The sequence below is a fragment of the Roseococcus sp. GW821-FHT12F05 genome, from assembly GCF_058806835.1.
Genome location: NZ_JBXAQB010000008.1, coordinates 81899 through 102182 on the forward strand (window position 1 = coordinate 81899; position 20284 = coordinate 102182).

The following is a 20284-nucleotide window of genomic DNA, read 5'->3' on the forward strand; positions in this document are numbered from 1 at the left end:
CGGATAGCGAATGGATGGGGCGATCGACGGGACTCGAACCCGCGACATCCAAGACCACAACCTGGCGCTCTACCATCTGAGCTACGACCGCCGCACGGCGCGCTGGATAGGCCCGGCGCGCGGGATGCGTCAACCCACTGTCACGGCCGCCTGCGGCGGCCGTGACAGTGGAGTCCTTTCGTGCCCTCAAACGGCGGGCGCCCGCTCCGCGGGCTTGCCTTCGCCGCGCCACTGGAGCGCCGAGCCGAAAAGTGGAGTGGGCGGCGCCGGCCGCTTTGCGGCCGGATATTCTCTTGGGAGGGTGCCGGATGCCAGCGATGCTGCCGGCGATCAGCCCGTCTCGCGGCCGGTTCTCCTGGCAGGGTGCTGGGCGCCGGCGGATGCCGCCGGCGCTCAGCCCGCCTCGCGGCGGGCGCCGGCGCGGCGCTCCATCCAGGCGCCGATGCGGGCCAGCGCCTCGCGCAGCACGGGCTCGTTCTTGCAGAAGGCGAAGCGGGCGTAGTGGTTCGGGGGATTCTCGCCGGCGTAGAAGGCCGTCACCGGGATGGCCGTCACCTTCGCCTCCTCGGTCAGCATGCGGCAGAAAGCCACGTCGTCGCCGGTGAAGCCGATCGAGCGGATGTCGGCCGTGACGAAATAGCTGCCCATCGCCGGCAGCACCTGGAAGCCCAGCGCCGACAGCCCCTCCGCAAGGAAGTCGCGCTTCGCGGCGAGCTGGCCGGAGAGTTCGGCGAAATAGGCCTCGTCCTTGGCCAGGCCCACCGCCACCGCCCGCTGCAGGTTGGGGGGCGTGGTGAAGGTGAGGTTCTGGTGCGCCTTGGCGACGTTCGGCGCCAGCGCGCGGTCGCAGGTGACGTAGCCGACCTTCCAGCCCGTCAGATTGAAGGTCTTGCCCGCGCTGCCGATGCGCAGGCAGCGCTCGCGCATGCCCGGCAGCGTCATCAGCGGGATGTGGCGCCAGCCGTCATAGGTGAGGTGCTCGTACACCTCGTCGCAGACGGCGTAGCAGTCGTGGCGCTGCACCAGGTCCGCGATGAAGGCGAGCTCGGCGGCGGTGAAGACCTTGCCGGTCGGGTTCATCGGCGTGTTAAAGAGGATCGCCTTGGTTTTCGAGGAGAAGGCGGCGGCGAGCTCCGAGCGCGGCAGCTCCCACCTGGGCGGGCTGAGGCGCACCAGCTTGGGGATGGCGCCCAGCAGCTTCACCACGGGCAGGTAGGTGTCGTAGAGCGGCTCGATCAGCACGCACTCGTCGCCGGGGTTGAGCACGGCCATCAGGCAGGCGGTGATCGCCTCGGTGGCGCCGGAGGTGACGACGACCTCGGCGTTCGGGTCCACCTCCAGCCCGTAGAAGCGCCTGTTCACCTCGGCCACGGCCTGGCGCAGCTCCGGAACGCCGGTCAGCGGCGGGTACTGGTTGCGGCCGTCCATCAGCGCGTCGGCCGCGGCCTTCACGACATCCGGCGGACCGTCATAATCGGGAAAGCCCTGGCCGAGGTTGATGGCGCCATGCTGCACCGCGAGCGCGGACATGACGGTGAAGATCGTCGTCCCCGTGGCGGAGAGGAGGTCGTTCATCGGCTTCATCGGCAGGGCACCTTGAGTATGGCTTTGGGGCATGGCTGGCGGAACGAGGGTCTAGCATGAGGGCCCTCCCCTCGCTGCGCAAGGACCGGACCCGAGACATGCCTTGAACGCGGGCAGCATGCCCGCCTTTCAGGCGCTACCATCCGGGAAAAGCATGACAATCGAAGTCACGGGCCGATTGCGCGCATGGCACGGCGCGTGCCAAACAGATGCGGCTCGACGGGCGTCGGCGCGCACCGGCGCCCGGAGCCATCGGGGAAACGCCGCGGGCCGCCCTTCCGCCTGCGCCAATACGTGACGGATGCGATGAAGAAGATCGAGGCCATCATCAAGCCCTTCAAGCTCGACGAGGTGAAGGACGCGCTGCACGAGATCGGCCTCCAGGGCCTCACCGTGCTCGAGGCCAAGGGCTTCGGCCGCCAGAAGGGCCACACCGAGCTCTATCGCGGCGCCGAATACGTCGTGGACTTCCTGCCGAAGGTGAAGATCGAGGTGATCTGCGCGGACGACATGCTGGAGCGCGCCGTCGAGGCCATCCAGGCCGCCGCCCGCACCGGCCGCATCGGCGACGGCAAGATCTTCGTCTCGGACATCTCCGAGGTGATCCGCATCCGCACCGGCGAGCGCGGCGAGGACGCGGTCTGAGTTTGGGGGAGCCTCCCGGGGCTCCACAGGGTTTCGTCCAGCGCCGGTCCTGGGGGCGTCCCTGGCCGGCGGTGCGGCGGCTGCGCGGTTTTTCCGCGCGGGACATCACCTAGGGACGCAGTGAACAGGACAGAGACATGGCGATGAATTCCCCCGAAGCCGTCTCCAAGGTCATGGAAATGATCAAGGAGAACAGCGTGGAGTACGTGGACTTCCGGTTCACGGATCCGCGCGGCAAGTGGCAGCACACGGCCCAGCACGTCTCGACGGTCGAGGAAGAGACCTTCGAGGAGGGCATCATGTTCGACGGCTCGTCGATCGCCGGCTGGAAGGCGATCAACGAGTCCGACATGATCCTCATGCCCGACGCCACTTCGGCCTGCATGGATCCGTTCTCGGCCAAGCCGCAGCTCATCCTGTTCTGCGACATCTACGAGCCCTCGACCGGCCAGCGCTACAACCGCGACCCGCGCTCCACCGCCAAGAAGGCGGAAGAGTACCTGAAGAGCACGGGCCTCGGCGACAAGGCCTTCTTCGGCCCCGAGGCCGAGTTCTTCGTGTTCGACAACGTGAAGTTCGGCACGGGCGGCAACTTCGCCCACTACTCGCTGGAGAGCATCGAGGGCCCCGGCGCCTCGATGAAGGACTATCCCGAGGGCAACATGGGCCATCGCCCGGGCGTCAAGGGCGGCTACTTCCCGGTGAACCCGGTCGACAGCGAGGTCGACCTGCGCGCCGAGATGCTGTCCACCATGATCGAGATGGGCGTCATCGGCGAGAAGCACCACCACGAGGTGGCGCAGTCGCAGCATGAGCTCGGCACGAAGTTCGGCACGCTGGTCACCCAGGCCGACCACATGCAGATCTACAAGTACGTGATCCACAACGTGGCCCACAGCTACGGCAAGTCGGCGACCTTCATGCCGAAGCCGATCTATGGCGACAACGGCTCGGGCATGCACGTGCACCAGTCGATCTGGAACGAGGGCAAGCCCGTCTTCGCCGGCAACGGCTATGCGGACCTGTCGGAGACGGCGCTCTACTACATCGGCGGCATCATCAAGCACGCCAAGTCGCTGAACGCCTTCACCAACGCCTCGACCAACTCCTACAAGCGCCTGATCCCGGGCTTCGAGGCGCCCGTGCTGCTGGCCTATTCGGCCCGCAACCGCTCGGCCTCCTGCCGCATTCCCTATGCGACGAACCCGAAGGCCAAGCGCGTCGAGGTCCGCTTCCCCGACCCGACCGCCAACCCCTACCTCGCCTTCGCGGCGATGCTGATGGCCGGCCTCGACGGCATCAAGAACAAGATCCATCCGGGCGACCCTATGGACAAGGATCTCTACGACCTGCCGCCCGAGGAGCTGAAGGACATCCCGACGGTGTGCGGCTCGCTCCGCCAGGCGCTGGGCGAGCTCGAGGCCGACCACGACTACCTGCTGGCCGGCGACGTGTTCTCGAAGGACCAGATCGAGAGCTACATCGAGCTGAAGTGGTCCGAGGTGTACCGCTTCGAGCACACCCCGCACCCGGTCGAGTTCGAGATGTATTATAGCGTTTAATACGCCCTCAGACGCCGGGCGCGCGCGTCACGCCGTAGGCGTGCATTCGCACAACGCGCTTGGCTTCGCGCCGCCGCGGTGGTGCTGGGCCAAACGGTAGTCCTGGGCGCGCCGGCCGCATTCGCGGCCGGAGAGTTGGAAACCCGTCGCCAGTTCTGGCGGCGGGTTTTTCGCTATCGAGATCAGGCCTTCGAGAGTTCCGCAGCGACGCGCTGCGCCTGCACGCGCAGCTCCGGCACGGCCGTGGCCTCCCAGAGCGCCGAACGCGTCGCCGGCCCCGCCACGTAGAGGCCCGCCACCGGCCGGCCGTCGGCGCCGAGCGCCTGCAGGCTGTCGGGATCGACATCCAGCCCGAGCCCGAAATCATCGCCCCGCAGCAGCCCGCGGTCGCGGAGGCCGCAGAGCGGCCGTGTCGCAAGCCAGTCCGGCCCGGTGTCGGCGCCCGTGCAGAGGATGATCCGCGCCACATCGAGCCGCGCCTCCCCGCCGCGCCGCTCGCGGATCACCGCCTCGACGCCGGGCCGCCCGGGCCGCCAGCCCTGGAGCCGGCCGGCCCTCACCCGGAGCTGGCCCGCCGCCTCGGCCTCGGCGAGCACCCGGGCGACCTCGGGCGCGATGCGGTGCCGGTGCAGGTTCCACGGCGTGCGCGCATGGCGGAGGAACCGGGCGCGCTCGCGGTCCGGCATGGCGCGCCAGGCGCCCTGGAGCTGCGGCCGAAAGCCGTCGAGCGCCGCCTGCCAGGGGAGGCCGCGCGCCATGGCCTCCTCGGCGGCCCGGCGCATCGCGCGCAGGATCCGGCGCGGGCCGGCGCCTTCCGGCAGCGCCGGGGCCGGCTCCGGCGCGGGCAGCGGCGTGGCGTGCGGCAGGGGCAGCCAGCCCCGCCGCGAGATCGCGTGGATCGTGCCGCGATGGCCGCATCTCCTCAGCAGCGTCGTCGTGAGGTCGGCCATGGTGAGGCCGGTGCCGACGATCAGCAGGTCGTCGTCCGGGGAAAGCCCGTCGAGCGCGCCGGATTCCCAGGGATCGCCGAAGAGGCAGGGCGGCGCGTGGAGCTGCGAAGGCGGCGGATTGCCCAGGCACAGCGCCACCGCCGCGGCCTCCAGCGGCGCGCCGGCCCGCATGCGGATCTCGTAGCCGCCATCGGCCAGGGGCAGCACCTCCTGCGCATCCTCCGCGACGCGCGTGATCCTTGCCGGCGCGGCGTCCAGATTCTCCTGGATGTAGCGGCCGTAGAGGCCGCGGGGCGCGAAGGCGGACGGCAGCGCCGCCGGGCAGAGCGGGCCGAGCGCCGCGGGCTCCTGCCGCGCCAGCCATTCGAGGAAATGCCCGGGCTGGTCGGCAAAGGCGCTCATCCCTCGCGCGGGGACGTTCAGCAGATGGAGCGGATCCCCGGTGCCGTAGGCGACGCCGCGGCCCGGCTCGCCCCTGCGCTCGATCAGAAGGACGTCCCGGCCTGCCCGCGCGAGGTGGATGGCGACGAGAGCGCCGGTGAAGCCGGCGCCGATGACCGCGATCGGCCGGGGGGAACTACATCGCATGTGTACGAACGATAGGGCATTGATGAGGCCAGTCCAGGAATTCCGCTCTCCCCCTCGGCTTGACTTCATGGCCCCGCGCCCGAAGCTGCGCGCGAATGTCGAACCGCCCCGGACCGGCCCTCGCCTGGCCTCTCGCCATCGCCGGCTTCGCGGTCTGGCCGCTCCGCATCCCCCTGAGGAAGCCGCTGCTGCTGGCGAGCGAGACGATCGCCGACGCCGAGACCCTGCTGATCGAGGTGCGGGACGCCGAGGGCCGCTCCGGCTGGGGCGAGGCCAGCGTCGCGCCGACCATGACGGGCGAGGTCCTCGCCGGCATGGCGGAGGTTGCCAGGCGCTACCTCGGTCCAGCCCTGCTGCGCGAGGCGCTGCAGGATGCGGGCGCGATCGGCCCCCGCCTGGCCCGCGCCATCCGCGGCAACACCGGCGCCAAGGCCGCGGCCGAGATGGCGGTGCTCGACCTCGCCGCGCGCCGGGCAGGGCTGCCGCTGTCGCGCTTCCTCGGCACGCCGCTGCGGGATTCCGTGCCGGCCATCGCGATGATCGGCGGCGCCGACGACGCCTCGGTGCTGGAGGCCGCGCGCGCCGCCCAGGCGCAGGGGTTCCGGCACATCAAGGTGAAGCTCGGCCTGCGCGCCGATCCGCTGGAGGATGCGGCGCTCGTCCGCGCGTTGCGCGCGGCGCTGGGACCGGCGGCGCATCTCTCGGGCGACGCCAACATGGCCTGGATCGTGGCGGCCGCGAGCGCCTTCCGCGCCGATCTGCCCGAGGGCACGCTCGACTACCTGGAGCAGCCGCTGCCGGACGACGACCTCGCCGGCCTCGCGGTGCTGGCGCGGCAGCCGGGCTGCGCCATCTGCATCGACGAGGGGCTGCACGGCCTGCGCGACATCCCCAGACATCGCGGGCTGGCCGCCGGCTTCGGGCTGAAAGCCATCAAGCTCGGCGAGCTGCTGCCCACCCTCGCCGCCGACGCGCTGCTGCGCGAGAACGGCATGCGCGGCACGCTGGCCTGCAAGATCGCGGAAAGCTCGGTGGGCGCGGCGGCCGCGGTGCATCTCGCGGCGCTGCTGCCGGATGTGGAATGGGGCCTCAGCGTGACGCATGGGATGCTGACCGAGGATGTCACGGAGGCCGGCATCGTGCTGCGGGACGGCCGGGCCATGGTTCCGGCGGGGCCGGGGATCGGCGTGGTGCCGGACCCGGCACGTCTGGCGCGTTTCGGGGGTTGAGCATGGGCATGGAACTCTTCGCGGGCTTTGCTCGGATCGCGGCCGAGGGCGCGGCGGCGAAGGGGCCGGAGGAGGCGCTCTACGCCATCACGCGCGCCCTGCCCGCGCTGCTCGGCGATCCCGCCGCCGCGCTGCGTCCCAACGCCTTCCGCGAGGATCCGCCGCCCAGGGTCGGCGCCGCCTGCACCGCCTTCATGCGCACGGCCGACGGGCGGCACCACATGATCGTGGCACCCGTGAACTTCGCGCCGGAGCAGTATCACGAGCTCGTGGACATCGAGCTGGGCCATCCGGGCGAGGTCGCGCACACGCACCAGCCCATGCTGCTGCGCGACACGGCGCTGCATGCCAGCTTCGTGAAGATCCTGCAGAGCTTCCGGGCCGGCTCCTCGATCTTCGCGCCGCTGATGTGGAAGGGCGACTACCTCGGCGTGCTGATCTGCGCCAACGCCGCGAGAAGCACTTTCGGCGAGGCCGACCTCATCGCGCATCGCGGCTTCGCGGCGCTTGCGGCCTCGCTGTGGGTGGCGCAGGGTGGCCCCGGCTGGATGGCGGCGCAGGATCTGTCCGGGCTGCCAAGGCGCAGCGTCGGCACCTGAGGCCGGACGTTCTGCCCGCCCCCACGGCAATTCAACCTAGGATTGAACACGCTTTGAGCACGCCTGTGCCGCAGCGCCGCATAACCTCCCCAAATCACTGAAATATCACGCCTAAAGCATTGACGCCGGCTTGATACTGGATAGTACACATGAGTTGATATGCATCTGGAGGCTGTCATTGATGCAAGCCTATGATCTCAGTGTTGCCCGCCAGCGTAACAGTGCCCGCCTCAAGCCCGCCGCGGATGGCGTCCATGTTCTTTCGGATTCCTCTGCCCGCGGCTGGCAGGTCATCGACTTCCTTGATCGTGACGTCGCCCGCTCCACCCTCCGGCTCCGCGTCCTCCTCCGCCCCGTCGAGAAGGGAACGGCCGCGTTCTGCGTGCAGACCAGGCTGGGCACTGTCCCCCTCCAGGTCGGGCAGGACGGCGCGATCCAGCGGTCCGACGACGCCGACCTGAAGGAGTGCTCCATCCACAAGGACGCCTCCGGGTGGATGCAGCTGGACGTGCTGTATTTCAACCATGAGCCGAGGATCATCATCGGCCTCGTCAACAAGACGGCCAACTACACCGGGACCAATGCCCCGCAGTTCGAGCTGAAGGACCTCCAGGTCGAGGTCGTCCAGCCGCGCTGGACGCCCTCTCCCGCCGACCGGCTGCGCGTCGTGCAGACGGGCCTGCCGACCCTGGGCGAGCCCGCCTGGCAGTATTTCGCCGAAGGCCTGCAGATCACGGCTTTCGTGCCCGATTCCGCCGCGGCGGCCGGCCTCCAGGCCAAGCTGCCGGCGGCGGACGGCCATCAGGTGATCGGCAAGGCCCTCAGCGACCGGAACGGGACAAGCCCCTTCCACGTCACGAAGGACAAGGCCCAGAGCTCGATCTTCAAGCCCGATTTCCAGCGCCTCAAGCCCTATGCCGCGGCCGCCAGCTTCGCCCTCCTGTCGGAAGAGAAGATCGAGACCTGCCGGTTCGACAGCCTCGCCCGGACCGCTGGGGCCACGGCGCCGGATGTGATCCGCATCCGGGCCCCCGGCTTCGAGTACAACGCGCTCCGTGGCTTCGGCGACGTGCTGGACAAGGTCCTCGGCGTCGAGGTCCTCTTCCACTTCTATCCGCTCTACAAGAAGCAGAAGCCGATCGGCGACATCCTCGATCTCCTGGACAGCTCCGGCCTCAGCCTGCGCCGGATCATCCCGCCCTCGGCCAAGGTCATGCAGGATTTCGGCGAGGATCTGGTGCAGGCCACCGGCCTCTTCATGCGCAAGCCGCCGAAGGGGCCGGCGCTGGGCCGGTTCGAGCTCCTGGAAGAGATCTGGGGCCTGACGTCGGCGTCGGCCTGAGCGCCCCGCCTATTCGTCCAGCCAGGCGACGGGCCGCACCGGGCTGCCCGTGCCGCCCCGGATCTTCAGCGGGAAGGCGATGAAGCGGAAGCGGCCCTTGCCCGCGACCTTGTCGAGGTTGATCACGCCCTCGTAATGCGTGAAGCCCATGTCGCGGCAGACGTGGTGGACCTCGAAATTGTTCCGGCCCGGGCGGCCGGGGCTGACGGATTCCACCGTGAACGCCGTGATGCCCTTCTTCCCCAGCCAGGTCGCGCTCTCCTTGGTGAGGCCGGGGAAGTCGGTGATGTAGCCCTCCGTCCCGGTCGCGCGCTTGTAGAAGCCCGTGTAGAGCAGCACCGTGTCCTTCGGCTGGATGGTGATGCCGGCCGCCTTCTCCGCCGCCTCCAGATGGGCGATCGTGATGTCGGTCCTGTCAGGCACATGGGTGAGGTCGAGGCAGACGGCCTCGGTGAAGAAGGTCTCGAGCGGCATCTGGTCGATGGTCATGGCGCCAGGCTTCTCGTCGAAATGCACGGGCGCGTCGACATGGGTGCCGCCATGGTCGCCCATGTGCAGCACCATGGTCGCCGAGGAGAACTCGTAGCCGTCGGCCACGCGCTTCTCGTCATGCGTGCTGAAGGGATAGACCTCGATGGTCGGGTGGTTCACCAGCCGCTGGGCCTTGTGGTGGATCTCGCGGCTCAGGTCGATCAGTTTCATGGCGGCCTCTGCATGTTCGCTGAGCAAGTATGGAGCCGCGGACAAGCATCGGAAACCCTGCTTCCCTTTCAAAACCCGTGGCCGGGGCGCAATCTGCGCGTCATTCCGTCCTTATAAGGAGACGTCCATGCGTTGCAGGCTCGCCATTCTGGGACTCGCCGCCCTCTCCCTGATGCCATTCCTGCCGCGCCCCGCCGCGGCGCAGTCCTTCCCGGACCGTCCGATCCGCATCATCGTGCCGATCAATCCCGGCGGCGGCACCGACATCTTCGCGCGCGTGCTGCAGGAGATCGTCGGCAGCTCGCTCGGCCAGCCGATCATCGTCGAGAACCGGCCCGGCGCCAGCGGCACCATCGGCGTGCAGTACGTGATCGACTCCCGGCCGGACGGGCACACGCTCGGCTTCATCTGGAACACGCCGATCACGGCCGCGCCGCACACGCTGGGGGCGCGCTACACGATCGACCAGATGGCCCCGGTCTTCACCGTGGGCTACTCGCCCTTCGCGCTCTGCGCCAAGCCCGACTTCCCCGCGCGCAGCCTGCCCGAGATGATCTCGCAGATCCGCGAGCACCCCAACACCTACACCTGGGGCAATGAGGGGCTGGGCGGCGTGATGCATCTGGGCGTCGAGCGCATCCTGCGCCGCCTCGGCCTGGAGATGACGACGGTGCCCTTCCAGGGCGCGGGCCAGACGCTGCCGGCCTTCCTCGGCGGGCACATCACCTTCTACGGCGGCTCGATCGTCGGCGCGATGCCGGCCATCCGCAACGCCAGCACGCGCTGCCTGCTGCTGACGACGCGCGAGGGCCATCCGGCCGCCCCCGACGGCGCCGGCCTCGACAGCATCGGCCTGGGCGACATGGCGGTGACCATCTGGTGGGGCATGATCGCGCCCGTCGGTATCCCGGCCGACCGCATGGCGAAGATCAACGAGGCCTTCGGCGCCGCGATGCGCACGCCGCGCTTCCGCGAGGCGATGGACGCGCAGGGCGCCACGCTGGCCCCGCTCTTCGGCGACGACATGGGCCGCGCGATGCGGGCCGAGTACGAGGCGCTCGGCGAGGTGGCCCGGACGCTGGGGCTGGCGCGGCCGCCGGCGCGCTGACCAAGGGGGAGCCTTGGCTCCCCGATAGCCTCAGGCGTCGAGAACCTTGCGCAGCGAGGCCTCGATCCGGCCGCCGCAATAGGCGTCGCCGTAGTCTTCCCGCGCCCGGGCAGCGAGCCCGGCCATCGGCGGCAGCGCGGCGACCCGCCGCGTCAGGGCCGCCGTCATGGGCGCGGTCTGCTCGAGGATCTCCGCGATCTTGCGGAAGCGGTCGGCCATGGTCGACCACAGGGTGGCCGTCACGATGTCGGCGACAGCCGGCGCCTTGCCGCCCAGGAGGAAGCCGGAGCTCTTCTTGAGGCCATGGCGGCGCCCGGTCTCTTCCCAGAGCGACATCCACTTCCTCAGGCGCGGGACGAAGTCGTGCCAGCGCTTTTCCGTCCACATCTCCCGGCCGCCATCCAGGGTGATCTCGTCGATCACGTCGTTCGCGTCGTTGACGATCTTCATGGTCAGGGCGCGCAGGGCGGGGGTGGCGGGCATGAGGTCCAGCGTCTCGCCCAGATAGAGAAGGATGGCCGGCATCTCGGCGATGGCGAAATCCGCCTTCCTGTCGACCAGCAGGGGCGGCCCCGTGAACGGAACCGGCATGTCCTTCACCGGCCCGCCCATCAATTCGGAGATCGCGGCGTCCCCGCCTTCGGTCCAGCTCTTGCCGGCACAGGCCAGGACAGCGCGCACGAACTGACCGCGGAACGGCACGGACCAATAGTAGAGATCGTAATCGGACATCTCGGGGGCTCCTGGTCATCCGTTTCGCGTTCGACGCGGCTGGCGCCGATGTCCAGGGTCCACCCTGGACCGGGATCACGCCGTCCGACAAACGGCACGGCGATGGCCCGGTTTCACGGTCGCGCCAGAGCCGCAGCCGCTCCCAGGACCGAAAGGGCAGAGCTTTCGGCAGGTCAGCGCAGGATGCCGGGCAGCTCCAGCCCCTTCTCCCGCGCGCAGTCCAGCGCGATCTCGTAGCCCGCATCGGCGTGACGCATCACGCCCGTGGCCGGGTCGTTCCACAGCACGCGCGCCAGCCGCTCCGCCGCCTCCGGCGTGCCGTCGGCCACGATCACCATGCCCGCATGCTGGCTGTAGCCCATGCCCACGCCGCCGCCATGGTGCAGCGAGACCCAGGTCGCGCCGCTCGCCGTGTTGAGCAGCGCGTTCAGCAGCGGCCAGTCGGAGACGGCGTCGGAGCCGTCCCGCATCGCCTCCGTCTCGCGGTTCGGCGAGGCGACGCTGCCGCTGTCCAGGTGGTCGCGGCCGATGACGATGGGCCCGATCTCGCCGCGCGCCACCATCTCGTTGAAGGCCAGCCCGATCCGGTCGCGGTCGCCCAGGCCCACCCAGCAGATGCGCGCCGGCAGGCCCTGGAAGGCGATGCGCTCCTTCGCCATGTCGAGCCAGCGGTGGAGATGCGTGTCCTCCGGCATCAGCTCCCGCACCTTCGCATCGGTCTTCGCGATGTCGTTGGGGTTGCCGGAGAGCGCGGCCCAGCGGAAGGGTCCGACGCCACGGCAGAAGAGCGGGCGGATATAGGCGGGCACGAAGCCCGGAAAGTCGAAGGCGTTCTTGAGACCCTCGTCCTTCGCCATCTGGCGGATGTTGTTGCCGTAGTCGAGCACGGCCGAGCCCATCTTCTGGAAGTCCAGCATGGCCTGCACATGCGCGACCATGCTGCGCTTGGCGGCCGCCGAGACGGCCGCCGGGTCGCTCTCGCGTTTCGTGGCCCATTCGTCGAGCGTCCAGCCCGCGGGGAGGTAGCCGTTGCCGGGATCGTGCGCGCTGGTCTGATCGGTCACGATGTCCGGCACCACGCCGCGGCGCACCAGCTCCGGAAACACCTCCGCCGCATTGCCGAGGAGGCCGACGCTGATCGCCTTCTTCTCCGCGGTCGCCTTGCGGATCATCTCCAGCGCCTGGTCGAGATCGTCGGCGCGATAATCGAGGTACCTCGTCTCCAGCCGCTTCTCGATGCGCGAGGGCTGGCACTCCACCGCCAGCACGCAGGCGCCGGCGAAGACGCCCGCCAGCGGCTGCGCCCCGCCCATCCCGCCGAGCCCGCCGGTGAGGATCCAGCGCCCCGCCAGCGATCCGCCGAAATGCTGGCGCCCCGCTTCCACGAAGGTTTCATACGTGCCCTGCACAATCCCCTGGCTGCCGATGTAGATCCAGGAGCCGGCCGTCATCTGGCCGTACATCATGAGCCCCTTGCGATCGAGCTCGTTGAAGTGCTGCCAGTTCGCCCAGGCCGGCACGAGGTTGGAATTGGCGATGAGCACGCGCGGCGCATGGCTGTGGGTCCGGAACACGCCGACCGGCTTGCCCGACTGCACCAGCAGCGTCTGGTCGCCCTCCAGCTTCTTCAGTGCGCCGACGATCCGCTCGTAGCTGTCCCAGTCGCGCGCGGCGCGCCCGATGCCGCCATAGACGACCAGCTCGCCCGGCTTCTCCGCCACCTCGTCGTCGAGGTTGTTCATCAGCATCCGCATCGCCGCCTCGGTGGTCCACTGGCGGCAGGTGATCTCGAGGCCGCGCGGCGCGCGGATGGCAGGGGCGTTGCGGAAGCGGCCCAGGGGAGAGTGGCTTGGAGAGTGGCTTGGAGAGTGGCTTTGCGACATGCTGGGAATCTCTTCGATGACGTGCCGGCCATCATGACAGCCCCGCGGCCGCCGCCAACCGGGCGAATTCCCAAGCGCCCGCCTTCTGCGCTAGGAGGGCGACCATGTCCGACGATACCAGGCCCGCCACGCCCCCCGACCGCCTCGCCAGCGATCCGAAGAGCCCTTTCCATGATGCCGCCGCGCTGGAGCGCGGCGTCGGCATCATCTTCAAGGGAGTCGAGAAGACCAATGTCGACGAATACTGCGTCAGCGAAGGCTGGGTCCGCCTCGTCGTCGGCAAGGCGGTCGGCCGCAACGGCCTGCCGCTGACCATGAAGGTCCAGGGCAAGGTCGTTCCCTATTTCCGGGACATGCCGCGCCCCGACCCCGAGGACTGACCCTCGTCGCATCGGCTTTTGTCGCGTTGGTCGCACGGCGCGTAATCCCCGCTAGGCGCTTCCAATTGCCCGCATTACCATGCAATTCTCTTGCGTTAGGGATGAACCGCCATGGCCAGCCGTCCGCTCCTCCGCGCGACCGCGCTCCTCACTGCGACCGTCATGCTCGCGGGCTGCGTGACCACGCAGGCCGGCCGCATCGGCGCGGATGACGGGCGCGACGTCTGCCGCCAGTACCTCGTCGCCCTCGACAGCACCGGCGACTACTACGGCGAGGACATCCTGCAGGGTGCCGCCGTCGGCGCCCTCGGCGGTGCCCTGGTCGGCGGCCTCGCCTCCGGCAACTGGCAGGGCGCGCTGATCGGCGCGGCCGTAGGCGGCGCGACCGGCGCGGCCGTCGGCTACTACTCGGCCCTGCAGCGCCAGGCGCGCGACCAGGCCGGCATCTTCGCCCAGATGAGCAGCGACCTCTCGCGCGAGAACGCCCAGCTCGACCGCACCCAGATCGCCTTCGACCAGCTGTCCGACTGCCGCCTCCGCACGGCGGCGACCGTGCGCGACGCCTACAAGGCCGGCCGCCTCAGCCGCGACGTCGCCCAGGCGCAGCTCGCCGAGATCCGCGCCCGCTTCCAGGGCGACATCCAGGTGGCCCAGCGCATCAACCAGAGCATCACCGGCCGCGGCGCCCAGTTCGACGCCGCCTTCGACAGCGCCCTGCCCGGCGGCAAGGCCGCGGTGGTGGCGAGCTACAGCCGGCCGCAGCCGGTCCGCATCGCGCCGCGCCGCGCCGTCGCCGTGAAGTTCCGGCCCGATGCGGGCAGCGCCGAGATCGCGCAGATCAACCCGCGCGAGGTCGTCGCGACCCGCCCCGGCCCGGCCGGCTACGTTCAGGTCGAGACCGCCTCCGGCGTGCGCGGCTACGCCCCGGCCGACGCCTTCCCCGCCGCGCCGCGCGGTCAGCGCGTGGCCTCGGCGACGCCGCCCGAGGGCGGCACCGACGTGCGCTCGCTGGCGGCGACCAACATCTCCCGCCGCGACAACTTCTCCGAGAGCGTCGGGAATGCCGAGCGCCTGGCCGCGGCCGGCGGCGGCTTCGAACTGACGAGCTGAGACCGGCCTTGCGCCGGCTCTTCGCGGCTGTCGTCGCGGCGGGACTCGCCCTCGCAGCGGGGGCGCATGCCCAGGAGCCGCCGCAGGCGCCCATCCTGCGGGTCGAAGCGGCGGCGCATATCGCGCCCGTCGCCCGGCTCGCCACCGACGCGACGGGGCGCATCCTCGCCTCCGTCTCCGACGACAAGACGCTGCGCCTCTGGGCGCTGCCCGACGGCACGCCGATCGGCGTGCTGCGCCCGCCCATCGGCGACCGCGAGGAGGGCGAGCTCTACGCCGTCGCGCTGACGCCGGACGGCACCCGCGCCATCGCCGCCGGCTACACCGGCCGTTCCTGGGACGGCTCCTTCGCCATCTACGTCTTCGAGACCTCGAGCGGCCGCCTGCTGGCGCGGCTGCCCAACCAGCCGGCGCCGGTCTTCCACCTCGCCGTCTCGCCGGACGGCACGCGGATCGCGGCCGCGCTGGGCGGACGCTCCGGCATCCGCATCTGGGACGCGCGCAACGGCCGCCAGCTCGCCGAGGACAGCGCGGGCTGGATGGGCCCCGCCCGCATGGTCGCCTTCGACAGCGCCGGCCGCCTCGCCGCCACCTCGGCCGACGGGAAGGTGCGGGTCTACGACGCCTCGGGCCGCAAGGTGGTCGAGCGGGCGCCGGTGCAGGGCGGGCGGCCCTACGGCCTCGCCTGGTCGCCGGACGGCGCGCTGCTGGCCATCGGCTTCGAGGACCGGCTGCGCGTCGAGGTCCTCCAGGCCACCGACCTGCGCACCGTGCTGGTGCCCGACGCGACCTGGCTCCAGGGCGAGGGCCTGCCGGCCGTGACCTGGGCCTCCGACGCGCGCGGCGGCGTGCAGCTCTATGCCGGCGGCTATGCGCGGCGGTCGGGCGGCGCGCCGGGCGCGGCCAATTTCGTCATCCGCCGCTGGTCGGATTTCGGCCTGGGCCCGGCGCGCGACATCCCCGCCGCCCGGGACGCCATCTCGCACCTCCTGCCGCTGCCGCAGGGCGGCCTCGCCTATGCCGCGGCCGATCCCGGCTGGGGGCGCATCGCGCCCGACGGCTCGGTGGTGCAGGCGCCGAGCCCGCCCGGCGGCGACTTCCGCAACACCTCCGAATGGCTCGCCGCCAGCCCCGACGGGCAGCGCGTGCGCTTCGTGCTGCGGCCGGGCGCGCCTCCCCTGGTCTTCGACGGCCAGTCGGGCCAGCTCTCGACGGATGAGGGCCGCGACCTGCTGCCGGCCCGCCAGCAGCCTTCGACGCCAGGGGGGCGCCTCGTCGTCACCGACTGGCAGAACCGCGACCGGCCGCGCCTGAACGGCCAGCCGCTGCGCCTCGCCGAGGGCGAGTACAGCCGCAGCCTCGCCATCCTGCCCAGGGAGGATTCCTTCCTCCTGGGCACCGACACGCATCTGCGCCTCTTCGACCGCTCGGGCCGGCTGCTCGACCAGCTCCCCATGCCCGGCACGGTCTGGGGCGTGGTGGCGGTGGAGGGCCTCGCCGTGGCGGAGCTCGGCGACGGCACCATCCGGTGGTTCGAGGTCACCGATCACATCCGCGAGCGCGGCGCCCTCTTCGTCCATGCCGATGCCCGCCGCTGGGTCGCCTGGACGCCGGAGGGGCTCTTCGACCACGCGCCCCAGGGCGGGCAGGAGCTGGTGGGCGTCCACCTCAACAACGGCCGCGGCCAGACGCCGGAATGGGCGAGCTTCCAGCAGGCCTACCGCGCGCTCTACGCGCCGGCCGCCGTGCGCGCCCGGCTGCTCGGCGACACCGGCCCGGCCCAGGCGCGCATGAACGAGCTGGGCGAGGTGCGCGCGCGCATCGGCCGCCTGCCGACCCTGGCCGCCGGCCAGGCCTGCGCCGTGATCGGCGAGGCCTGCGCCCCCGTGGCCTGGGGCGGCGCCGAGCTGCCGGCCGGCGCCAGCGCGCTGCGCCTCACCTTCAGCACCGCCGACCGCGGCCTCGGCCTCGGCCCGCTCGACGTCATGGTGAACGACCGGATCGCCGTGCGCAGCGTGGCCGTGCCCGGGCAGAACTCCGTCGAGGTCCCGCTGGACCCCGGGCCCAACCGCGTCGCGGCCCGCCTCTATGCCGACGACCGCACCCTCTTCGCCGAGGGGCCCACGCTGGAGCTCCGCCGCCCCGGCGAGGCCGCGCCCCCGCCGGGCGCGGGCCGCCTGATCCTGGTCGCGGTCGGCGTGGACCAGTACCAGCTGGCCGAGCTCAACCTGCGCTTCGCCGTCGCCGATGCCCGCAGCGTGGTCGAGACCCTGCGCAGCCGCGCCCAGGGCGTCTTCCGCGAGGTCATCTCGACGGTGCTGACCAACCGCGAGGCGACGCGCGCCAATATCCTCGCGGCGCTGGCGTCGGCGGCCCAGGTGGCGCGGCCGGAGGACACCTTCGTGCTCTACCTCGCCGGCCACGGCGTGCGGACCGAGCCCGACCGGCGCTTCCTCTTCCTGCCGCACGAGACCACCAGCACCGCCAACTGGGACGCGCTGCGCCGCACCTCGCTGGACGAGGGCACGCTGGTCTCCGCCCTCGCGCGAATCCGGGCCAGGGACGGCTTCCTCTTCATCGACACCTGCCATGCGGGACAGGTGACGATCGACAGCCTCGCCGCGCTCGGCAACGAGACCGGCCGCTTCCTGCTCGCCGCCAGCACCTCCGTGCAGGAGGCGCTGGACAGCTACGACGACCGCAACGGCGTCTTCGCCTTCGCCATCCGCGAGGCGATGAGCGGCCGTGCCGCGACGGACAGCGAGGGGCATGTCTCCGCCCTGGCGCTCGGCGAATGGGTCACGCGGCGCGTGCCCGTGCTCGCGGCCGAGAAGCAGCACCGGCAGGATGCGGTCTTCCGCACGGCGCAGCGCGAACTGCGCTCGTTCCCGATGGGCGTCGTGGCGCGATAGACATGACAAATTTTCTGTCGGGGTCCTGCGCCGGGCGCTCTAAGGTCACGGCCACTACTCCTGGGGAACGCCTTCTTTGAGCGACGTGTTGAACCTGTCGCACGCCGATCGGCTGCTGGAGATCACGTCTCCGCTCGGAGCCGACAAGCTGATTCTCCGGCGCCTGTCGGTGCAGGAGACGATCGGCCGGCCCTTCACGCTGACCGCCGAGGTGATCAGCCAGGAGATGGACCTCCAGCCCTCCTCGCTCATCGGCAAGCCCGTCACCTGCTCGGTCAAGGTCGGCCATGTGGAGCCGCGCCACTTCCACGGCATCGTCCGCGCCTTCTCGCGCATCGGCGCCTTCGGCCGCGGGCTTGCGGCCTATCGGCTCGAGGTGGTGCCGAACCTCTGGCACCTCTCGCGCACGGCGGATTGCCGGATCTTCCAGGACAAGTCGGCCAAGGACATCGTCACCGCCGTCCTCGGCGACAGCGGCGTCGCCCCGGTGCGCTGGGGCGGGTCGGTGCCATCAAGCCCGCGCACCTACTGCGTGCAGTTCAACGAGACCGACCTCGACTTCGCCCAGCGCATGCTGGACGAGGCCGGCTGCGGCTACTTCTTCGAGCACAAGGCCGGCGAGCACACGCTGGTGATCTGCGGCGCCAACAGCGACTACCCGATGATACCGGGCTCTCCCCAGGTGGTCCGCTCCGATGCCGGCAGCGTGGGCACGCTGACCGACTGGAAGCCGGTCTCCTCGCTGCAGCCGGGCAAGATGGTCGCCGAGGATTTCGACGGGCTGAAGCCCAACACGCTGCTGCAGAAGCAGACGGGCAGCATCCTCGGCACGCCCAACGCCTCGAAGTACGAGATCTACCGCTGGCCCGGCGGCCAGGCCGTGCGGCCGGAGGGCGACCTCTCCAAGCTCGGCATGGAGACCTACGAGACCGTCGCCGACCGCATCACGGCCACCGGCAACGACCCCACCGTCTTCGCCGGCGGCCGGCTCAAGGTGCAGGGCGGGATCGACGTGACGGCGGCCGTCACCTGGCTCGTCGCCTCGGCGCGGCACGAGGCCTTCGACGAGACCCATCTCTCGGGCGGCGGCACCTCCGGCTACAGCAACAGCCTCGTGCTGATGCCGGCCGACCGCCCCTGGCGCCCCGCCGATCCGCGCCCGCGCCCGCCCATGGTCGGGCTGCACAGCGCCATCGTCACCGGCCCCTCCGGCGAGGAGATCCATTGCGACGAGTACGGCCGCATCAAGGTGCATTTCCTCTGGGACCGCGCCGGCAAGAAGGACGACACCTCCTCCTGCTGGGTGCGCGTGGCGCAGAGCTTTTCCGGGAAATGGGGCGGCTCCTGGACGCTGCCGCGCGTCGGCGACGAGGTGCTGATCGCCTTCGAGGAGGGCGACCCGGACCGGCCGATCGCCATCGGCAGCGTCTACAACGCCGAGCAGAAGCCGATCTATTCGCTGCCCGCCAACAAGACGCAGTCGGGCATCAAGACGAAGTCGAGCAAGGGCGGCGGCGCGTCGAACTTCAACGAGCTGCGCTTCGAGGACAAGAAGGGCTCGGAGGAGATCAACATCCAGGCCGAGAAGGACATGACCCTTCTCATCAAGAACGACCGCACGGAGACGGTGAAGAACAACCGCACCGAGACGGTGGACGGCAAGCACACCGAGACCGTGAAGCTCGACCGCACGGCCACCGTCACCCAGGGCAACGAAGCGCTGACGGTGAAGATGGGCAACATGGACACCAAGGTGGACATGGGCAACCAGAGCACGCTGGTGAAGATGGGCAACATCGACACCAAGGCCTCGCTCGGCGCCATCACCATGGAGGCGATGCAGTCCATCACCCTCAAGGTCGGGCAGAGCAAGATCGTCATCGACCAGATGGGCGTCACGATCAACGGCATGATGATCAAGGTGGACGCCACGCTGCAGCTCGACACGCACGGGCTCATGGCCAATCACAAGGCCGATGCGATGATGGTCGTCAAAGGCGGCCTGGTGATGATCAACTGACATGAGCACCTCCGCCCCCAACAAGCTCACCACCGCCCTCGAGCCGCTGCTGCCGCGGCTGGAGCTCGACGCGCCCGGCGCCTCCCTCGTGGCGGGGCTGCCCGACGCCGCCGCGGGCGTCGCCCGCCTCGCCGAGGCCGGCCGCATGCCGGACGCGCTGCGCCTCGTCGCCCATGCCCTGCCCAAGCGCGAGGCGGTGTGGTGGGCCTGCATGTGCGCCCGCGCCGTGCCGGTGCCCGAATCGCCCGCCTGCGACGCCGAGGCGCTGGCCGCCGCCGAGACCTGGGTGCGCAAGCCCGACGAGGCCGCGCGCCGCGCCACCATGGAGGTCGCGCAGAAGGGCGGCTTCCGCAGCCCCGAGGCCTGGGCGGCCGTCGCCGCCTTCTGGTCGGGCGGCAGCATGGCGCCCGAGGGCCAGCCGGTCGTGCCGCCGGCCGACCACCTCACGGGCGTGGCGGTGGCGGGGGCGATCATCCTCGCCGCGACGCGCATCGCGCCGGAGAAGGCCGAGGACCGCTTCCAGCGCTTCCTGCAATCCGCGCGCGACATCGCCGGCGGCGGCGCCGGGCGCCTCGAACCGGAGAAGCCCTGATGGGACAGCCCGCCGCGCGCGTGAGCGACATGCATGTCTGCCCGATGTTCACCGGCCCGGTTCCGCATGTCGGCGGACCGATCCTGCCGCCGGGCGGCATCCCTGTCCTGGTCTGCGGGTTGCCGGCGGCCCGGGTCACCGACATGTGCGTCTGCGTAGGCCCGCCCGACGTCATCGTGCTGGGCAGCTTCACCGTCCTCATCGGGGGCCTGCCTGCCGCCCGCATGGGCGACATGACGGCGCATGGCGGCGTGATCGTCCTGGGCGCGCCGACGGTGCTGATCGGGTAGTGGTTTCCTGCCCATCGAACGCCGGGCGGCATCTCCGCGCCGCGTGTTCGAGGGGT

Annotated in this window: 17 protein-coding genes and 1 tRNA gene; 12 read left to right on the top strand and 6 right to left on the bottom strand. The window is 70.7% G+C overall.

Annotated features, from left to right (window positions below; translation table 11 throughout):
• Window positions 1-15 precede the first annotated feature (15 nt).
• Together AC1ROY_RS19750 and AC1ROY_RS19755 are read right to left on the bottom strand one after the other, a co-directional pair.
• A tRNA-His gene (locus AC1ROY_RS19750) sits at window positions 16-91 on the bottom strand.
• Between the two features lie 302 nt (window positions 92-393).
• Complete coding sequence (locus AC1ROY_RS19755; protein ID WP_493150585.1) at window positions 394-1584, bottom strand: aminotransferase; 1191 nt, start codon at window positions 1582-1584, stop codon at window positions 394-396.
• 306 nt (window positions 1585-1890) lie between these two features.
• On the opposite strand from AC1ROY_RS19755, the gene AC1ROY_RS19760 reads away from it, so the two are divergent.
• Together AC1ROY_RS19760 and glnA are read left to right on the top strand one after the other, a co-directional pair.
• Window positions 1891-2229 carry a P-II family nitrogen regulator gene (locus tag AC1ROY_RS19760; protein WP_131546936.1) on the top strand — a complete coding sequence of 113 codons (339 nt, stop codon included), beginning with the start codon at window positions 1891-1893 and terminating at the stop codon, window positions 2227-2229.
• A 137-nt stretch (window positions 2230-2366) separates the two neighbouring features.
• Complete coding sequence (gene glnA, locus AC1ROY_RS19765; RefSeq protein WP_493150586.1) at window positions 2367-3791, top strand: type I glutamate--ammonia ligase; 1425 nt, start codon at window positions 2367-2369, stop codon at window positions 3789-3791.
• A gap of 182 nt (window positions 3792-3973) precedes the next feature.
• On the opposite strand, the gene AC1ROY_RS19770 is transcribed toward glnA, so the two are convergent.
• Complete coding sequence (locus tag AC1ROY_RS19770; RefSeq protein ID WP_493150587.1) at window positions 3974-5329, bottom strand: FAD/NAD(P)-binding protein; 1356 nt, start codon at window positions 5327-5329, stop codon at window positions 3974-3976.
• A gap of 95 nt (window positions 5330-5424) precedes the next feature.
• Here AC1ROY_RS19770 and AC1ROY_RS19775 point away from each other — a divergent pair, with 95 nt between their 5' ends.
• From AC1ROY_RS19775 to AC1ROY_RS19785, 3 genes are all read left to right on the top strand, one after another.
• The gene (locus AC1ROY_RS19775) at window positions 5425-6558 is read left to right on the top strand and encodes a mandelate racemase/muconate lactonizing enzyme family protein (protein ID WP_493150588.1); all 1134 of its coding nucleotides are present in this window, start codon (window positions 5425-5427) and stop codon (window positions 6556-6558) included.
• Between the two features lie 8 nt (window positions 6559-6566).
• Window positions 6567-7157: a GAF domain-containing protein gene (locus AC1ROY_RS19780; RefSeq protein WP_493150589.1), complete on the top strand. Its 591-nt coding sequence runs from the start codon at window positions 6567-6569 to the stop codon at window positions 7155-7157.
• A gap of 181 nt (window positions 7158-7338) precedes the next feature.
• Window positions 7339-8499, top strand: coding sequence for an FkbM family methyltransferase (locus AC1ROY_RS19785; protein ID WP_493150590.1), 1161 nt, complete (start codon window positions 7339-7341; stop codon window positions 8497-8499).
• Between the two features lie 9 nt (window positions 8500-8508).
• Here the strand turns inward: AC1ROY_RS19785 and AC1ROY_RS19790 are convergent, their stop codons facing one another.
• Entirely contained in the window at window positions 8509-9201 is a 693-nt protein-coding gene (locus AC1ROY_RS19790) for a cyclase family protein (protein ID WP_493150591.1), read from the bottom strand.
• A 127-nt stretch (window positions 9202-9328) separates the two neighbouring features.
• Here AC1ROY_RS19790 and AC1ROY_RS19795 point away from each other — a divergent pair, with 127 nt between their 5' ends.
• Complete coding sequence (locus tag AC1ROY_RS19795) at window positions 9329-10309, top strand: Bug family tripartite tricarboxylate transporter substrate binding protein (RefSeq protein ID WP_493150592.1); 981 nt, start codon at window positions 9329-9331, stop codon at window positions 10307-10309.
• A gap of 30 nt (window positions 10310-10339) precedes the next feature.
• Here AC1ROY_RS19795 and gst read toward each other — a convergent pair whose 3' ends face one another.
• Window positions 10340-11041, bottom strand: coding sequence for a glutathione transferase, Atu5508 family (gene gst / locus AC1ROY_RS19800; RefSeq protein ID WP_493150593.1), 702 nt, complete (start codon window positions 11039-11041; stop codon window positions 10340-10342).
• A gap of 173 nt (window positions 11042-11214) precedes the next feature.
• Window positions 11215-12924: a urocanate hydratase gene (gene hutU, locus AC1ROY_RS19805; RefSeq protein ID WP_493150594.1), complete on the bottom strand. Its 1710-nt coding sequence runs from the start codon at window positions 12922-12924 to the stop codon at window positions 11215-11217.
• A gap of 104 nt (window positions 12925-13028) precedes the next feature.
• Here hutU and AC1ROY_RS19810 point away from each other — a divergent pair, with 104 nt between their 5' ends.
• From AC1ROY_RS19810 to AC1ROY_RS19835, 6 genes are all read left to right on the top strand, one after another.
• Window positions 13029-13304: a DUF3297 family protein gene (locus AC1ROY_RS19810; RefSeq protein ID WP_493150595.1), complete on the top strand. Its 276-nt coding sequence runs from the start codon at window positions 13029-13031 to the stop codon at window positions 13302-13304.
• A 111-nt stretch (window positions 13305-13415) separates the two neighbouring features.
• Window positions 13416-14414 (top strand): YMGG-like glycine zipper-containing protein, encoded by a 999-nt coding sequence (locus AC1ROY_RS19815; protein ID WP_493150596.1) that lies wholly within the window; start codon window positions 13416-13418, stop codon window positions 14412-14414.
• A gap of 8 nt (window positions 14415-14422) precedes the next feature.
• A complete protein-coding gene (locus AC1ROY_RS19820) occupies window positions 14423-17326 on the top strand; it encodes a caspase family protein (RefSeq protein ID WP_493150597.1) in 2904 nt (967 codons plus the stop codon).
• Window positions 17327-17411: 85 nt separating this feature from the next.
• On the top strand, window positions 17412-19346 hold the full coding sequence (locus AC1ROY_RS19825) for a type VI secretion system Vgr family protein (RefSeq protein WP_493150752.1): 1935 nt from the start codon (window positions 17412-17414) through the stop codon (window positions 19344-19346).
• A 1-nt stretch (window position 19347) separates the two neighbouring features.
• On the top strand, window positions 19348-19938 hold the full coding sequence (locus AC1ROY_RS19830) for a DUF6931 family protein (protein WP_493150598.1): 591 nt from the start codon (window positions 19348-19350) through the stop codon (window positions 19936-19938).
• Window positions 19938-20228 (top strand): PAAR domain-containing protein, encoded by a 291-nt coding sequence (locus tag AC1ROY_RS19835; protein WP_493150599.1) that lies wholly within the window; start codon window positions 19938-19940, stop codon window positions 20226-20228. The genes AC1ROY_RS19830 and AC1ROY_RS19835 overlap by 1 nt, the downstream gene beginning before the upstream one ends.
• Window positions 20229-20284 lie beyond the last annotated feature (56 nt).

Bases quoted from the DNA above. Each gene is read 5' to 3' on its own strand.
- AC1ROY_RS19790 (WP_493150591.1), bottom strand. From the start codon at position 9,201: ATGAAACTGATCGACCTGAGCCGCGAGATCCACCACAAGGCCCAGCGG.
- AC1ROY_RS19780 (WP_493150589.1), top strand. From the start codon at position 6,567: ATGGAACTCTTCGCGGGCTTTGCTCGGATCGCGGCCGAGGGCGCGGCG.
- AC1ROY_RS19785 (WP_493150590.1), top strand. From the start codon at position 7,339: ATGCAAGCCTATGATCTCAGTGTTGCCCGCCAGCGTAACAGTGCCCGC.
- AC1ROY_RS19770 (WP_493150587.1), bottom strand. From the start codon at position 5,329: ATGCGATGTAGTTCCCCCCGGCCGATCGCGGTCATCGGCGCCGGCTTC.
- AC1ROY_RS19810 (WP_493150595.1), top strand. From the start codon at position 13,029: ATGTCCGACGATACCAGGCCCGCCACGCCCCCCGACCGCCTCGCCAGC.
- hutU (WP_493150594.1), bottom strand. From the start codon at position 12,924: ATGTCGCAAAGCCACTCTCCAAGCCACTCTCCAAGCCACTCTCCCCTG.
- AC1ROY_RS19830 (WP_493150598.1), top strand. From the start codon at position 19,348: ATGAGCACCTCCGCCCCCAACAAGCTCACCACCGCCCTCGAGCCGCTG.
- AC1ROY_RS19775 (WP_493150588.1), top strand. From the start codon at position 5,425: ATGTCGAACCGCCCCGGACCGGCCCTCGCCTGGCCTCTCGCCATCGCC.
- AC1ROY_RS19835 (WP_493150599.1), top strand. From the start codon at position 19,938: ATGGGACAGCCCGCCGCGCGCGTGAGCGACATGCATGTCTGCCCGATG.
- AC1ROY_RS19755 (WP_493150585.1), bottom strand. From the start codon at position 1,584: ATGAAGCCGATGAACGACCTCCTCTCCGCCACGGGGACGACGATCTTC.
- AC1ROY_RS19815 (WP_493150596.1), top strand. From the start codon at position 13,416: ATGGCCAGCCGTCCGCTCCTCCGCGCGACCGCGCTCCTCACTGCGACC.
- AC1ROY_RS19795 (WP_493150592.1), top strand. From the start codon at position 9,329: ATGCGTTGCAGGCTCGCCATTCTGGGACTCGCCGCCCTCTCCCTGATG.
- AC1ROY_RS19760 (WP_131546936.1), top strand. From the start codon at position 1,891: ATGAAGAAGATCGAGGCCATCATCAAGCCCTTCAAGCTCGACGAGGTG.
- glnA (WP_493150586.1), top strand. From the start codon at position 2,367: ATGGCGATGAATTCCCCCGAAGCCGTCTCCAAGGTCATGGAAATGATC.
- gst (WP_493150593.1), bottom strand. From the start codon at position 11,041: ATGTCCGATTACGATCTCTACTATTGGTCCGTGCCGTTCCGCGGTCAG.